11 protein-coding genes and 1 pseudogene are annotated in these 14,901 nt (G+C 63.5%); 3 read left to right on the forward strand and 9 right to left on the reverse strand.

Annotation, left to right across the window (positions count from 1 at the left end; all coding sequences use genetic code 11):
* Positions 1 to 142: 142 nt before the first annotated feature.
* Together CK215_RS28205 and CK215_RS28210 are read left to right on the forward strand one after the other, a co-directional pair.
* Positions 143 to 916: an NAD kinase gene (locus CK215_RS28205; protein ID WP_067321550.1), complete on the forward strand. Its 774-nt coding sequence runs from the start codon at positions 143 to 145 to the stop codon at positions 914 to 916.
* Between the two features lie 191 nt (positions 917 to 1,107).
* Positions 1,108 to 2,657, forward strand: a pseudogene (locus CK215_RS28210) (DEAD/DEAH box helicase).
* Between the two features lie 104 nt (positions 2,658 to 2,761).
* Here CK215_RS28210 and CK215_RS28215 read toward each other — a convergent pair.
* From CK215_RS28215 to CK215_RS28260, 9 genes are all read right to left on the reverse strand, one after another.
* Entirely contained in the window at positions 2,762 to 3,370 is a 609-nt protein-coding gene (locus tag CK215_RS28215; protein WP_066989524.1) for a hypothetical protein, read from the reverse strand.
* 246 nt (positions 3,371 to 3,616) lie between these two features.
* Complete coding sequence (locus CK215_RS28220; protein WP_095783284.1) at positions 3,617 to 4,267, reverse strand: OmpA family protein; 651 nt, start codon at positions 4,265 to 4,267, stop codon at positions 3,617 to 3,619.
* A gap of 100 nt (positions 4,268 to 4,367) precedes the next feature.
* Positions 4,368 to 4,736: a GFA family protein gene (locus tag CK215_RS28225; RefSeq protein WP_095783283.1), complete on the reverse strand. Its 369-nt coding sequence runs from the start codon at positions 4,734 to 4,736 to the stop codon at positions 4,368 to 4,370.
* Positions 4,737 to 4,911: 175 nt separating this feature from the next.
* Positions 4,912 to 5,289, reverse strand: a complete 378-nt coding sequence (locus tag CK215_RS28230; protein ID WP_066989898.1) for a hypothetical protein — start codon at positions 5,287 to 5,289, stop codon at positions 4,912 to 4,914.
* Between the two features lie 299 nt (positions 5,290 to 5,588).
* Positions 5,589 to 6,014, reverse strand: a complete 426-nt coding sequence (locus CK215_RS28235) for a GFA family protein (RefSeq protein ID WP_095778679.1) — start codon at positions 6,012 to 6,014, stop codon at positions 5,589 to 5,591.
* Between the two features lie 48 nt (positions 6,015 to 6,062).
* A protein-coding gene (gene prfB / locus CK215_RS28240; RefSeq protein WP_127246966.1) for a peptide chain release factor 2 occupies positions 6,063 to 7,194 on the reverse strand; the annotation gives its coding sequence in 2 pieces (ribosomal slippage) (positions 6,063 to 7,127 and positions 7,129 to 7,194; 1,131 coding nt in all).
* Positions 7,195 to 7,319: 125 nt separating this feature from the next.
* Positions 7,320 to 9,776 (reverse strand): penicillin-binding protein 1A, encoded by a 2,457-nt coding sequence (locus CK215_RS28250; protein ID WP_066989516.1) that lies wholly within the window; start codon positions 9,774 to 9,776, stop codon positions 7,320 to 7,322.
* Positions 9,777 to 10,008: 232 nt separating this feature from the next.
* On the reverse strand, positions 10,009 to 11,265 hold the full coding sequence (locus tag CK215_RS28255; protein ID WP_095832884.1) for an N-acetylmuramoyl-L-alanine amidase: 1,257 nt from the start codon (positions 11,263 to 11,265) through the stop codon (positions 10,009 to 10,011).
* A gap of 290 nt (positions 11,266 to 11,555) precedes the next feature.
* Positions 11,556 to 11,810, reverse strand: coding sequence for a hypothetical protein (locus CK215_RS28260; protein WP_066989511.1), 255 nt, complete (start codon positions 11,808 to 11,810; stop codon positions 11,556 to 11,558).
* 92 nt (positions 11,811 to 11,902) lie between these two features.
* On the opposite strand from CK215_RS28260, the gene CK215_RS28265 reads away from it, so the two are divergent.
* The gene (locus tag CK215_RS28265; protein ID WP_095832885.1) at positions 11,903 to 14,851 is read left to right on the forward strand and encodes an Rne/Rng family ribonuclease; all 2,949 of its coding nucleotides are present in this window, start codon (positions 11,903 to 11,905) and stop codon (positions 14,849 to 14,851) included.
* Positions 14,852 to 14,901 lie beyond the last annotated feature (50 nt).

A 14,901-nucleotide genomic window follows, 5' to 3' on the forward strand; every position in this document is an offset into this window, starting at 1 on the left:
ATTCGTTGCATGGCTGTCACGAAGCGCGAGCGCCAACGCCTATCCGCATGGCGGGGCGCACCGCCCTTTGCAGATGCGGTCGGCGCATGCTACGCCGTCGCCTGCGCGACCGGCAGGCGGTAGCGGTCGCCGTTCGGGATCCATGAGCAAAGAAACCAGCCGTTTCGCCTTCGTCTCTTCCGACACCGACGACGCCCGCGCGGCGCTGGAAACCCTGTCGGCGCGCTATGGGCAAATACCTGTCGCCGAGGCGGAGATCATCATCGCGCTCGGCGGTGACGGCTTCCTGCTGCAGACGCTGCGCGACACGATGAGCACGGGCAAGAAGGTCTACGGGATGAACCGTGGCACCATCGGCTTCCTGATGAACGAATATCGCGCCGGCGGTCTCGATGAACGCATTTCGAAAGCGGTATCCGAGACGATCCGCCCACTGGAAATGCAGGCGGTGACTCACGAGGGCGAAACGATCTCGGCGCTGGCGATCAACGAAGTGGCGCTTTGGCGCCAATCCTATCAGACCGCGAAAATACGCATCACCGTCGACGAGCAGGTGCGGCTGGAGGAATTGAACTGCGACGGCGTCATGATCGCGACACCCGCTGGTTCGACAGCCTACAATCTGTCGGCGCACGGGCCGATCCTACCGCTCGACGCGCCGCTTTTGGCGCTGACGCCGGTGAGCCCCTTCCGGCCCCGGCGCTGGCGCGGCGCGCTGCTCTCCAACAAAGCGATCGTGCGCTTCGACATATTGGAGTCGGAAAAGCGCCCGGTGAACGCCGCCGCCGACCACACCGAGGTCAAGGCGATCGCCTCTGTCACGGTGCGGGAATCGCCGACCGCGACGGCGACGTTGCTGTTCGATCCCAATCATTCATGGAACGAGCGTATTCTTGCCGAGCAATTCCGCTATTGAGCCGGTAGAAGACAATAACCCCGATTAAGCATCGCAATTAAGGTTACGTGTTCACAATCCGCCGGATTCCCGGCCGTTTCTGTTGACAAATCGCGGACTTGCGCCTAACTGCAACCCGATCTTGCAGGCGCGCGGCGCCCGCCGCAACGCGTGTTGCGATTTTTCCCGAACCAGCCAAAGACAGCCACAACTTGTCCGCAGACACTCAGACCGCTCAAGAAGCGTTGACGTTCACAGACCTCGGCCTGTCGCCGAAGGTCCTCTCCGCAGTCACCGATGCCGGCTACACCAAGCCTACCCCGATCCAGTCCGGCGCCATTCCGCATGCGCTGCTTGGCAAGGATGTGTTGGGCATTGCCCAGACAGGCACCGGCAAGACCGCTTCCTTCGTGCTGCCGATGCTGACCCGGCTGGAAAAGGGCCGTGCGCGTGCCCGCATGCCGCGCACGCTGATCCTCGAGCCGACACGCGAGCTCGCCGCCCAGGTCGAGGAAAACTTCGTCAAATACGGCAAGAACCACAAGCTCAACATCGCGCTGCTGATCGGCGGCGTCTCCTTCGAGGAGCAGGACAAGAAGCTGGAGCGCGGCGCCGATGTGCTGATCGCCACGCCCGGCCGGCTGCTCGACCACCGCGAGCGCGGCAAGCTCTTGCTCAACGGCGTCGAGATCCTCGTCATCGACGAGGCCGACCGCATGCTCGATATGGGCTTCATCCCCGATATCGAGCGCATCTGCGAGATGATCCCGTTCACGCGCCAGACGCTGTTCTTCTCGGCGACCATGCCGCCGGAAATCACCAAGCTCACCGAAAAATTCCTGCATGCGCCGGTGCGCGTCGAGGTATCCAGAGCCGCTTCCACCGCGACCAGCATCACGCAGCGCCTGGTGAAGTCAGGCTCCAAGCCGTGGGACAAGCGCGAGACGCTTCGCAATCTCATGCGGGCCGAAGAGACCGATCTGAAGAACGCCATCATCTTCTGCAACCGCAAGGTCGAAGTGTCGGAGCTTTTCCGCTCGCTGCTGAAGCATGATTTCGACGCCGGCGCGCTGCATGGCGACATGGATCAGCGCGCCCGCATGCAGATGCTTGCCAATTTCCGCGATGGCAAGCTGCGCTACCTCGTGGCCTCGGACGTCGCCGCCCGCGGCCTCGATATTCCAGACGTCAGCCACGTCTTCAACTACGACGTGCCGATCCATGCAGAGGATTATGTCCACCGTATCGGGCGCACCGGCCGGGCCGGCCGCTCCGGAAAATCCTTCACCATCGCGACGCGCTCCGACACCAAACATGTCGACGCCATCGAAAAGCTGATTGGCACCAAGATCGAATGGCATGACGGCGACCTGTCGACGGTCGCCGAGAGCGAAGGCGAAGAAGCGCCTCGCCGTGGCCGCGGCGCGCCGGTCGCAAGGACGAGGACCGCAAGGGCCGTGGCGAGCGCAAGAAAAGCGCGGACCGCCACGCCAGGCACCGCGACGACGAGACGCCGGAGACACCACGCGAAGAGCAGCCGGTGGCCGAGATTGCCGATATTGCCGAGCGCCGCGCCCGCAAGGATGCGATCCGTTCCGAGAACGACCGCAAGGGTTCCGACAACCGCAACGAGCAGCGCGGGGCTTCCCGTCCTCAGCGCGACCACAGCCGCCCTGGCCGCCACCGCCATGAAGAGGACGACGCGACCGTCGGCTTCGGCGATGACGTGCCCGCCTTCATGCGCATCGTCGCGAAGGTCTGACCTCAATACAGCGTCGGCAACAACGAGGCGGCCCCGAATGGGGCCGTTCCTCTACTGCCGGTTCGCTCGAAGGAAGCGCTTTGCCGGGATTGTCCTGCTGCCGCTTACATCGGCCCGGGCATCATCTTGGTCGGCTTCTCCAGCATCGGAAACTCGGCGTCGCTGCATTTCACCTTCGGGTTCGTCGGGCTGAACATGCCGTTCGGATTGTCCCTGAACAGCCAGGCGTGAAGATCGTAATGGACGAACTCCTTCGGGATGAGCGGATAATGCCCCTCCATCGGACCCATGAATTTCTGGCCAAATAGGCTCGGTGGTTCCTTGACATCCGGGGTCAAGGGCACCAGCCATTCTACGGCGACCAGCTTCAAGCCTTTCTTGGTCGGTTCGTAAATGAGCACGTTGGGCTTCATCGGGTCGAGCTTCTGGCCGACGCTCGGAACGTTGACGAAATGGATGCCCATGGCGCCCTTCGGATATTCCATGGTGCCCGGAATCTTCTCGCCCGAGTAATAGACGCAGCCGACGGTCGACAGATAGAGGTCGCGAACGGCGGCCGTGTAGTCCTCATATTTGGCCAGCGATTTTTTCAGAGCTTCGATGTCGGCCTTGTTGGCGTCTTCGGCCCGGGCCGTGGCGGCTCCAACCCATGCGCCCAAGAGGCCAGTCAAAACGAGGACGCCGCAGCGCCCAAGACGAGTCGTTCTTGTCATGCATTCCTCCCAGATTCTTGAACTGGCCGTGCAAGACCGAGGCGGAAAAATGCTGATTGCGCGGCCGGTTGTACCGCCTCGTCCCCGCTGGACAGCGTCGATGCTAGTCCTTTCCAAGGCGATGGAAAGGCATCAATTAGAACTAGCTAAGGCCCCGATGCCTTTTCCCATCTCGAGGTCAAAAACAAAACGGCCCTCGCGGGGCCGTTTTGCATAGTAGAGTAGTTCTCCTGGCAGCAGCTTCTATCAGGTCAGCGGCGACAGCTGGATCTCGACGCGACGGTTCTGGGCGCGACCGGCAGCCGTCGCGTTGGAAGCAACCGGACGTGTCTTGCCGAAGCCGGTGACGGCGAAGCGGCGGGAATCGACGCCCTGGCCCGACAGGTAGTTGGCGACGGCCAGCGCACGGCGCTGTGACAGGTCGAAATTGTGCTCGTCGCCGCCGGTCGAGTCGGTGTGGCCGAAGACGTCGACGGTCGTCTGGCGGAACTTGTTCAGCACCAGCGCCACCGAGTTCAGCACCGGATAAAAGCCCGGCTTCACCGCGTCCTGGTCGACGTTGAAGGTGATGTCGGACGGCATGTTGAGAATGATCTGGTCGCCGCTGCGGGTGACGCTGACGCCGGTGCCCTGCAGCTGACGGCGAAGCTCGGCCTCGTTCTGGTCCATCGTCGCGCCGATCGCGCCGCCGGCAAGGGCGCCAATGCCCGCACCGATCAGCGCGTTGCGGCGGTCGTTGCCGCCGGCCAGCAGACCAAGGCTGGCACCCGCCAACGCGCCGAGGCCGGCGCCGGCCGCGGTGTTGGAGATCTTCTGGTCGCCGGTATACGGATCGGTGGTGGTGCAGGCGCTCACGAGCACAGCCGTCGCCACGGCGACGAGCACGGTCTTCTTCATAAGATTGTCCCTCTCCAAATCGCGGCCGTTGCAGCCGCGCCAAATCAGCCCTTCCGCACGCGTTGTACCATGAATTGCGGCAAAAAGCGGAACGGCAAAGCTACCAGAGGTTCTTGCCGTCGATCACCACCACTTCGACGCTGTCCAGGTCGAAGTCGTCGAACAGGCGAGAGTTGACGCTGATCCTCGGGTTGTCGAAGTCGGGCTGGCCCGTCGACCAGTCCGGCGTTTCGGTGAAGGTGCCGCAGCCGCAGGTCGAGCAGAAACCATGCTTTATAGTTTTCGAGCCCCAGCGGTAGAAGGAGACGTTCTCAGGCGGGCTGGTGAGCTTGAATTGCGACGGGACGTAATAGGCCCAGAGCGACCCGCGCTTGGAGCAGAATGAGCACGTGCATTGCGTCACCGTCTGCGGCGCCTCGGAGACTTCGAAAGTCGTGGCCTTGCAGTGGCAGCTTCCCTTGATGATCATGGATCTCTCCGTTGTCCGCCGCCCGCCCCGCACAGTTCCGTGCGGAAGACGCCGCGGAACTTCCGTGGCAGCAAGGCAACATAAAGACGTCGTCCTGACAACCGTTCGTCAGCAGGCGCAGTAGCGCCCGGTCGAGAGGCTCACATGCTTTCGGCACTGCCTGGCCGCGGCAATCCTAGTAAGAGGGCGGCGGCACGAACAGGCAGATGGTCTTGCCGGCGTCCAATCCGGCCTGGTGCGCGCACCAGTGATATTCGCCATCAGGCGAATCCTTGACCCGCTTGTCGCTGTAGGCGACCACCTCGCCCGTGCCTTTTATCACATAGCCTTCCGGCCGCTCGCCGATCGATGTCTGTGGCACCTCCTTGCAGTCGTAGTTGGCGCAGCAGGCAAAGGGATAGCTCCAGGCTTGCGGAAGCACCGCCGTAGGTTTGGCGTCGTGCGCGACGGCAGTAGCGGTCAGCATCATGGTCCCGAAGGTGGCGAACAGGGAAAACAGGAGCCGGCCGGCCGGGCGAACGGCTCGGGCCGATCTTGACTTGGCAGCAGACATCGAAGCGTTCCTTTCGAGCATCAAGCGTTTTGTCGCTTGCCCGTTCCCGGAACGTGTCTTCCCAGTGGCCGGATCGTCAGTCGCAGATATGCCGCGTCCGGCCATACATGCTTCTATACCCAGCCCGAATGCTGGGCTGATTCCTTGGCCGGCGCAAGAACTGGGCGTGCCCTCGGAATCGCACCGGGGTTCAGCAGCGGCCGCAGAAAAGGGTGCGCCGACTTGGTTAACAATAACTACGACAAGCCTGCGACCAGGGGTGCCTAAGAACGAAATTCTGCCGACGGAAGTTCCGACCGTCAGCCGGTGACATGTTCACGATATTGCGGCAGGTCGTCCGTAATCGTGAACCATTGCGCCTTGGAACCGACGAAGATATGTGCACTTGGGCGAATGCTCGGATCGCCCGTCAGGGTCCCCATGGCAACATGGACGTAGGCACCCTCCCGCACCAAGGAGTAGAGCAGGGAGCCGCACTGCCCGCAATGCGCGTCGTGGCCGCCGGCATCGCCATAGATCAGCAGCCTGTCGTCGCCCGCGGTGAGATGAAACTTGTCGCGCGCGATGCCGGCAATGGGCTTGAAAGCCGACCCTGTGGTACGGCGGCAGTTCGAGCAATGGCAATTCACCGCGTAGGCGAATTCATCGGTCACCTCGTAGCGGACGGTGCCGCAGAAGCATTGCCCGGCAAGCGTACGAGCACCTGCCTTTTCCGGATTTGCCAAGGTCTCACCCCCTGCCAGCCGCCACCCGGCGGAAAGTTTTCGGAATACCTAGTCGAGGTCCGCCACCGCCTCACCTGCACCGCCCTCGATGCGATGCGACAGCGAGGCCTCCATGAATTCGTCGAGATCGCCGTCGAGCACGCTTGACGGGCTGGTGTTTTCGACGCCGGTGCGCAGATCCTTCACCAGCTGATAGGGCTGGAGGACGTAAGAACGGATCTGGTGGCCCCAGCCGATATCGCTCTTCGACGCCTCGGTGGCGTTCGCCACGGCCTCGCGCTTTTTCAGCTCTTCCTCGTAGAGCCGCGAGCGCAGCATCTCCCAGGCCTTGGCCCGGTTTTTGTGCTGCGAGCGTTCGGCTTGGCAAGCAACTGCGATGCCGGTCGCGAGGTGGGTGATACGCACCGCCGAGTCGGTGGTGTTGACGTGCTGGCCGCCCGACCCGGACGAACGGTAGGTGTCGATGCGCACGTCGGATTCCGAAACGTTGATCTCGATCGTGTCGTCGATGACGGGATAGACCCAGACGCTGGCGAAGGAGGTATGGCGGCGCGCATTGCTGTCGTAAGGCGAGATGCGCACCAGGCGGTGAACGCCGGATTCCGTCTTCAGCCAGCCATAGGCGTTGTGCCCCTTGATAAGCACGGTGGCCGACTTGATGCCGGCCTCTTCGCCTTCATGGACTTCCAGCACCTCGACCTTGAAGCGGCGCCGCTCGGCCCAGCGCGTGTACATGCGCAAGAGCATCGACGCCCAGTCCTGGCTCTCGGTGCCGCCGGCTCCGGCATGGATTTCAAGATAAGTGTCGTTGGCGTCCGCCTCGCCCGACAGCAGGGTCTCGACCTGACGGGCCTTGGCCTCGCCCTGCATCGAACGCAGCGCCGCTTCGGCTTCCGCGACGACGCCCTCGTCGCCCTCTTCCTCGCCGAGTTCGATCAGGCCGATATTGTCCTCGAGCGCCTGGGTCAGGCCTTTGACCGCCGCGATTCCCTCATCGAGGCTCTGGCGCTCCCGCATCAGCTTCTGCGCTTCCGCGGGGTCGTTCCAGAGGCTGGAATCCTCCGCGCGCGAGTTCAGATATTCAAGCCGCTTGAGGGCCGGATCCCAGTCAAAGATGCCTCCTCAGCAGGGTTATCGCCTGCCTGATCTCGTCGACAATGTTCTGCGTTTCCGCGCGCATGGCTCTTCGTTCTGTCCTGTTCTTGTCGTTTTTTGGAATCGGCGCGATACATAGGCACGGCACCGCCGCCTGTAAAGCGAAATGGGCCGGCGTTAAGCTGCCGGCCCATTCGAAACCTGGGGAAGTCAGTAAAGGCCGCCGCCACCGTCCTGGATGGCCTGATTGGCCTGCGGCGACAGCGCGCCGCCGGCACCATTGGAGCCGTCCGCGCCCATGCCGATGACCCAATAGCTGTCGGCCGGGCCGGTGCCGGGCTTGAACGCCTCGATGATGGTGTTGGGGTCGCCTTCGGCCGCGCGCATGCCGGTCTTGCGGTTGATGGCGATCAGCTTCATGCCTTCCGGAACCTGGAAGTCGACATTGGGCGTGCCGTCGAGCGCGACGCGCATGAAGTCCTTGAAGATCGGCGCGGCGAGGCCACCACCCGTGGCCCCCTTGCCCAGGCCGCGCGGCGTATCGTAGCCCATATAGAGGCCGACGACGAGGTTCGGCGTGAAGCCGATGAACCAGGCGTCCTTCTCATCATTGGTGGTTCCGGTCTTGCCGGCGATATGGCGGCCGAGTTCGGCGATGGTGGCGCCGGTGCCGCGCTGCACCACGCCCTCCATCATGGAGGTGATCTGGTAGGCGGTCATCGGATCGAGCACCTGCTCGGAATTGTCGACCAGTTCCGGCTCGGGCTGGTTCTTCCATTCGGCGGCGTTGCAGCCCTCGCAGCCGCGTTCGTCCTGCTTGAACACGGTCTTGCCGTAGCGATCCTGGATGCGGTCGATCAGCGACGGTTTGATCGACTTGCCGCCATTGGCCATGATCGAATAGGCCGACACCATGCGCATGACCGTCGTCTCGCCGGAGCCTAGAGCCATCGGCAGATAGGGCGCAAGATGATCGTAGACGCCGAAGCGCTCGGCATATTCGACGACCAGCTTCATGCCCATGTCGTTGGCCAGCCGCACCGTCATCAGGTTGCGCGACTTCTCGATGCCCGAGCGCAAGGTGGCCGGGCCGGCGGCCGTGCCGTCATAGTTCTTCGGCGTCCAGGTCGTGTTGCCGCTCTGGATGGTGATCGGCCCGTCCATGATCACGGAAGCCGGCGTGTAGCCGTTGTCGAGCGCCGCCGAATAGACGATCGGCTTGAACGAGGAGCCCGGCTGGCGCATCGCCTGGGTAGCGCGGTTGAACTCCGACTGCGCGTAGGAGAAGCCGCCGACCATGGCCAACACACGCCCGGTATGCGGATCCATGGCAACCAGGCCGCCTTCGACCTCGGGCACCTGGCGCAGGCTATAGGCGTTGTCGGAGCCCTCGTTCTTCTGCACGAAGATGACGTCGCCGGGTTCAAGCACTTCCGCCGGAGATTTCGCCCTGACGGACTTGCCGTTGACGAAATGGCGCATGGCGAAGCCCATGTCGTCCTTGCTGACGGTGCCCTCGACGCGGTCCTTGACGAGGTCGCCGGAGACCTGACGCGCCGGCTGAATGCCGATCGTCAGCCCGTCGGCAGAACTGTCGAGCACGACGGCGAGCGTCCACTCCGGCACGTCCTCCAGCCCCTTGACCGCGCCGAGCGGCACGCCCCAGTCGCCGGAAACGTCGATATGGGTCACCGGTCCGCGATAGCCGCGCAGCGTGTCGTATTTCAGCAATCCGTTCTGCATCGCCTTGCGGGCGATGAGCTGGATTTTCGGATCGAGCGTGGTGCGCACCGACAGGCCGCCCTCATAGAGCGCATTCTCGCCGTAGCGGGCGATGATCTGGCGGCGCACCTCCTCGGTGAAATACTCGCCCGCGAACAGGTAGGAGCCGTTGCGGCGCGGCTTCACGCCGAGCGGCTCGGCCTTGGCCTTGTCGCCCTCCTCGCGCGTGACGTAGCCGTTCTCGACCATCTGGTCGATGACCCAATTGCGGCGCTCGATCGCCCGGTCGGCATGCTTGAAGGGATGATAGTTGTTGGGGCCCTTGGGCAGCGAAGCAAGGTAAGCGGCTTCAGCGACGGTGAGTTCGTTGACCGACTTGTCGAAATAGGTCAGCGCAGCGCCGGCAACGCCATAGGCGCCGAAGCCGAAGAAGATCTCGTTGAGATAGAGCTCGAGGATGCGGTCCTTCGAATAGGCCTGCTCGATGCGGAAGGCCAGGATCATCTCCTTGATCTTGCGCTCATAGGTCTGGTCGGAGGTCAGCAGGAAGTTCTTTGCAACCTGCTGCGTGATCGTCGAGGCGCCGACCTGACGCCTGCCCGAGCCGAAGTTCTGCAGATTGACGATGATGGCGCGGCCGAGGCCGGTGATGTCGATGCCGGGATGGTTATAGAAGTTCTTGTCCTCGGCCGACATGAAGGCAGCCTTGACGCGGTCCGGGATCGCCTGGATCGGCAGGTAAAGGCGCCGCTCGCGAGCATATTCGGCCATCAGCGAGCCATCCGAGGCATGGATGCGCGTCGTCACCGGCGGCTCATATTTGGCCAGAACCTCGTAGTCGGGCAGATCCTTCGTCAGATGGCCGATGTAGATGGCAAGGCCCGCAGCGACCAGCAGCGCCAGCGTCGTGCCGATGCCGAAGAAATAGCCGATGAGACGAATCATGCCCGCTCCAGTCCGAGGTCCGGGATTTCCTAAACGAAGCCGACAGTCGCGCAAGCTTCAGGGGCGGTCCCAATCCGCAATGGAAACCCATTGTCGCGACCATGTGGACAAAATACGGCAGCACGAAGTTTCAGGAACTCCGTCCGTCAAATAATAACGCCACGTGTTGTCGTCGCGCAACGCTGCTTGCGGTTGTAGGACGGCTCAAGGTTGTGGGCGGGTTCGGTCCCCGTCAGCCCCCAGCCCTGGCTCCCGCTTTCGCCGCGGCAAACAGGGCAACGGCATTGGTTATGCTCTGAGCCGCCTTGCCGCGCCAGTCGGCGCTGAGCAATTGCGCCTCGTCCTTGCTGTTGGAGAGGTAACCAAGCTCGACCAGAACCGAGGGCACGTCGGGCGCCTTCAGCACCTTGAAGCCGGCCGAGCGCTGCGGATTGTTGATCAGACCGACGCTGGTCGACAACTGGCCGACCAGCGTGTGCGCAAAGCTCATCGAAAAGCCGTGGGTCTCGCGGCGGATCAGGTCGATCAGGATGTCGGTGACCTCCTTGTTGTCGTCCTCGATCTTTAGGCCGGCGAACTGGTCGGAGAGGTTTTCACGATCGGCGAGCGCCTGAGCCTCGGGATCGGAAGCCTTGTCCGAGAGCGTGTAGACCGTGGCGCCGCGGAGACCTCTGACGGCGATCGTATCGGCATGGATGGAGATCAAGAGATCGGCTTCGTGCTGGCGGGCGATGCGCACGCGCTCGTCGAGCGGCAGGTACACGTCACTATCCCGTGTCATATAGACATCATAGCTGCCGACCGCGGCCAGCTTGTCACGTAGTTCGGTCGCAAAGGCGAGCGTGACGTTCTTCTCGACCGTGCCGCCGGCGCTCTCCGCGCCGCCGTCGACGCCGCCATGACCCGGATCGATGACCACTGTGAAGCGGTGCCCAGGCGCCGAAATCGGCCCTGTGCCGACACGGCCGCCCTTGTCGGTAGAAACGGTCGAGCCGGTCGTCAGCGATTGGTTGGCCAAAGCCTCGTCGAATTCTCTTTCCGATGCGGCCGACATGTCGATGGTGACGCGATAGCCGCTGCCATCGTCATTCTTCAGCACCTCGAGCTTGTCGACGGCAAACGGTCCCTTGCCGGTCAGGATCAGCCGCGAGCCTTTGCCCTGATCGCCGTAGCGAACGGCGCGCACCAGCCCGCGCGGCTTCACGTCCTTGGCGTTGAGGGCGAATCGCGTGCGCGGCAGGTCGACGACAAGGCGGCTGGGACCGCGCAGCAGGAACCACTTCACGTCCGGTTCTCGGTCGAAGGTCACGACGATGCGCATCTTGGTCGCGTCGCCGGCCATCTTGTAGCCGGTGGCGCCAAGCAACCCGTCGGCCCGCGAGGCGGCGGTCGCGCCAAGCAGGATCACCAGCAGGAAAACAGTCCTTGCCATGAGCCGCAGATATCCGGCGGCGCCACGCTCCTTGTCTGCGGTGCCTGCCAGTCCCATCTCTATTCCAGTCGCTCCCCGTTAGGCGCCTCGCGCCGGCCTGTTTGGCAGAACGGCCTGTCTGGCGGCCAACCCGATTAACGATTGGTATCCAGAGAAGGTTAACCAAGCCTTTCATGCAGCAGGTGGAGCGCCACCTTCCCCTGCGGAAGCGCTTTTTGCCGGCATCCGAAATCGGGGTTGCCTTCCAACCCGCCAAATCATAAAAGCGACATTGGATCACTGCAATCCTGGAACCGCCCGCCCTGCAGCTTCCCGCCAGGGTAAGATGTGCAAGGCGCTTCCGGGTTTCAGATGATCGCGACGATTTTCGCAGGCGTGCTCCCGTGGCGGGGGAATCGCTTGCGCGATGAAAACGGCCGGGATCTCCCGCGCCGGCTCTGTGCGAGCAAACAAGCTGGTCCGGCCAAGCCCGGGCTTTGGTTCAAAAGGTTCTGCTGGGTGCCGATGGCTTCAAGCGCAATCATGGAAAGGTCCGCATCGAACCGCGCCATTGTGGCTGCGGGCGGCACCGCCATCGCGCTCAAGCTCCGGCCGGCGGACATTCAATTATCCGGCAGCCACACAAATCCAGGCACACAGCGGCGGGGTCTGCCTCGCCAGCTGCGGCTGATGGCTGCCGGGAGGAAACGAAATAATGCCCAACAAGATGCTGATAGACGCCTCCCACCCGGAGGAAACACGCGTTGTTGTCGTTCGCGGTAACCGCATCGAAGAATTCGACTTTGAATCCCAGGACAAGAAGCAGCTCAAAGGAAACATCTATCTCGCCCGCGTAACCCGCGTCGAACCTTCCCTTCAGGCAGCCTTTGTCGAATATGGCGGCAACCGTCACGGTTTTCTCGCCTTCAGTGAAATTCACCCCGACTATTACCAGATCCCGGTCGCCGACCGTCAGGCCCTGCTGCGCGCCGAAGCGCAGGAGGCGGACGACGAAGAGGACGAGGAGGCCGAGACCGGCGAGGAACAGCAGGCGCGCGATCGCGGCGGCCGCCGCAACCGCCGGCGCGGCGGCAAGAACCGCGACCGGGCCGAGCAAAAGCGCGGTTCCGATGCTGCCGGTGCCGACGAAGGCGGCGAAAGCGCCGATGAGGTCGCAGCTTCCAGCGCTTCCGCTGATGAGCCCGGCGATGCGGCCGATACCTCGACCGAAGCCACCGAAGGCTCCGAAACCGTTGAGACCGTAGCCGAGGCAGCCGGCGAAGAGGAGAACAAGGCCCCCGAAGCCGGCAGCGACACCGAAGAAGCCGATGCGACCGACAGCGAGAATCGCCAGCCTTCCGAGGGCGGCCCCACTTCGATCGCCGCGAGCATCGATGCGGATGTGATTTCGGAACCGGTGCCGGCCGAATCCACCAGCGAGGTCGCTCCGGCCGAGGAAGCCGCTCCAAGCGACGATGATCGCGGCATGCTCGAAGAGGTTTCGTCCGCGCATTCGGACGAACACGAAATCGAATCGGTCGGCGCCGAGGATGCGCTTGAAGAGGTCCGCAACCGCCGCAAGCCGGTGCGCCGCCAGTACAAGATCCAGGAAGTCATCAAGCGGCGCCAGATCCTGCTGGTCCAGGTCGTCAAGGAAGAGCGCGGCAACAAGGGCGCGGCGCTGACCACCTATCTGTCGCTCGCCGGCCGCTATTCGGTCTTGATGCCGAACACGGCGCGCGGCGGCGGCATCTCGCGCAAGATCACCAATGCCCAGGACCGCAAACGGCTGAAGGAGGTCGTCGCCGATCTCGAGGTGCCGCAGGGCATGGGAGTCATCCTGCGCACCGCCGGCGAAAGCCGCACCAAGGCCGAGATCAAGCGCGACTACGAATATCTGATGCGGCTTTGGGAGAATGTCCGCAACCTCACGCTGCAGTCCACGGCCCCTGCCCTGGTCTATGAGGAAGGCAGCCTGATCAAGCGCTCGGTTCGCGACCTCTACAACAAGGATATCGACGAGATCCTGGTCTCCGGCGAGGACGGCTACCGCGAGGCCAAGGACTTCATGCGCATGCTGATGCCGAGCCATGCCAAGGTGGTGCAGCCCTACCGCGACACCACGCCGATCTTCGTGCGCAACGGCATCGAGGCGCAGCTCGACCGGATGCTGCAGCCGCAAGTGACGCTGAAGAGCGGCGGCTACATCATCATCAACCAGACCGAGGCGCTGGTCTCGATCGACGTCAACTCCGGCCGCTCCACCAAGGAGCATTCGATCGAGGACACCGCGCTCCACACCAATCTGGAGGCCGCCGAGGAAGTCGCGCGGCAGCTCAGGCTGCGCGACCTTGCCGGCCTGATCGTCATCGACTTCATCGACATGGAGGAGAACCGCAACAACCGCGCGGTCGAGAAGCGGCTGAAGGATCACCTCAAGAACGATCGCGCCCGCATCCAGGTCGGCCGCATCTCGCATTTCGGCCTGATGGAGATGTCGCGCCAGCGCATCCGTGCCAGCGTGCTGGAATCGACGATGAAGCCCTGCCCGCATTGCGGCGGCACGGGCCATGTGAGATCGGACTCCTCGGTGGCGCTGATGGTGGTGCGGGCAATCGAGGAATTCCTGCTCAAGGATTCGCGCAGCCACATCACAGTGCGCACGCCGGCGGCGACCGCGCTTTATGTGCTCAACCACAAGCGCGCCAATCTGGTCGAGCTCGAGGCCCGGTTCGGCCTGAGCATCACGCTCGAAGCCGACGAGACGCTGGGCGCGCAACACTACGCGATCTTCCGCGGCGCGGTGGCTGAGAAGCCGGAAGGCTTCGTCGAGGTGCGCAGCCTGCCGACCTATGTCGAGCCGGAAGAACCCGAGGACGAGATCGTCGTCGAGGAGGAAGAAGAGGTATCGGTCCAGGCCGAACAGCCGCGCCATCCACAGCAGGGACAGCATCCGCAGCGGTCCGAGGACGGCGAAGGCGGCCGCAAGCGCCGCAAACGCCGTCGGCGGCGCGGCGGTAAGGATCGCGACCGCGAGCATCAAGGCCATGGCGATGCCGTCTCGGCCCCCGGGCCGGCGGATGCCACAGCGACGACAGGCGAAGCAGCCGAGATAACGGCTGAAGCGCCGGCCGGGGCAGAAGCAGCCGAAGAGGGGCAGGGCAAGAAGCGCCGTCGCGGCAAGCGCGGCGGCAAGCGCAATCGCCGCGAGGAAGGCGAAATCGCTGCCGATGCCGATGCCGGCGATGGTCTCGAAGGCGAAGAAGCGGAAGTCGAAGCTCCCGACGGCGCGCCGCCGGTCGCTGCAGCCGAAGAGCAGGCCGCGCCCTCGCCCGCCAATGACGATGTCGCGGAGACCGAGAAGCCGAAGAAGCGACGTGCGTCGCGATCGAAGAAGGCCGCCGAGGAAACCGTCTCCGAAAAAGCGCCCGAGCCGGCGGCGGAACTTCCCGCTGAACCTGTGGCGGCCGAACCGGAGCTGGCAGCGGCCGCTGCTGCTCCGAGCGAGGCTGAAGCATCCGTCAATGCCCATCCAACGCGGCGCAAACCGCAGTCGATCGACACGCCGGCTGTCCCCGTCGTTTCGTCCAACGTCAGCGAGGAAGCCAAGACCGAAGAAAAGCCGAAGCGTGCCGGCTGGTGGCAGCGGAAGGGTTTTTTCTAAGCTCTGTCAGCTCATTAGGCTTAGTTGTTAAACAGAAGATCCCGTGCCGC

This window comes from Mesorhizobium sp. WSM3864, from assembly GCF_002294955.1.
Lineage (GTDB): Bacteria > Pseudomonadota > Alphaproteobacteria > Rhizobiales > Rhizobiaceae > Mesorhizobium.

What these genes read in the sequence shown, in the direction of transcription:
- CK215_RS28205 (WP_067321550.1), top strand. Translation starts at nt 143, where the DNA reads ATGAGCAAAGAAACCAGCCGTTTCGCCTTCGTCTCTTCCGACACCGAC.
- CK215_RS28215 (WP_066989524.1), bottom strand. Translation starts at nt 3,370, where the DNA reads ATGACAAGAACGACTCGTCTTGGGCGCTGCGGCGTCCTCGTTTTGACT.
- CK215_RS28220 (WP_095783284.1), bottom strand. Translation starts at nt 4,267, where the DNA reads ATGAAGAAGACCGTGCTCGTCGCCGTGGCGACGGCTGTGCTCGTGAGC.
- CK215_RS28225 (WP_095783283.1), bottom strand. Translation starts at nt 4,736, where the DNA reads ATGATCATCAAGGGAAGCTGCCACTGCAAGGCCACGACTTTCGAAGTC.
- CK215_RS28230 (WP_066989898.1), bottom strand. Translation starts at nt 5,289, where the DNA reads ATGTCTGCTGCCAAGTCAAGATCGGCCCGAGCCGTTCGCCCGGCCGGC.
- CK215_RS28250 (WP_066989516.1), bottom strand. Translation starts at nt 9,776, where the DNA reads ATGATTCGTCTCATCGGCTATTTCTTCGGCATCGGCACGACGCTGGCG.
- CK215_RS28255 (WP_095832884.1), bottom strand. Translation starts at nt 11,265, where the DNA reads ATGGGACTGGCAGGCACCGCAGACAAGGAGCGTGGCGCCGCCGGATAT.
- CK215_RS28260 (WP_066989511.1), bottom strand. Translation starts at nt 11,810, where the DNA reads ATGTCCGCCGGCCGGAGCTTGAGCGCGATGGCGGTGCCGCCCGCAGCC.
- CK215_RS28265 (WP_095832885.1), top strand. Translation starts at nt 11,903, where the DNA reads ATGCCCAACAAGATGCTGATAGACGCCTCCCACCCGGAGGAAACACGC.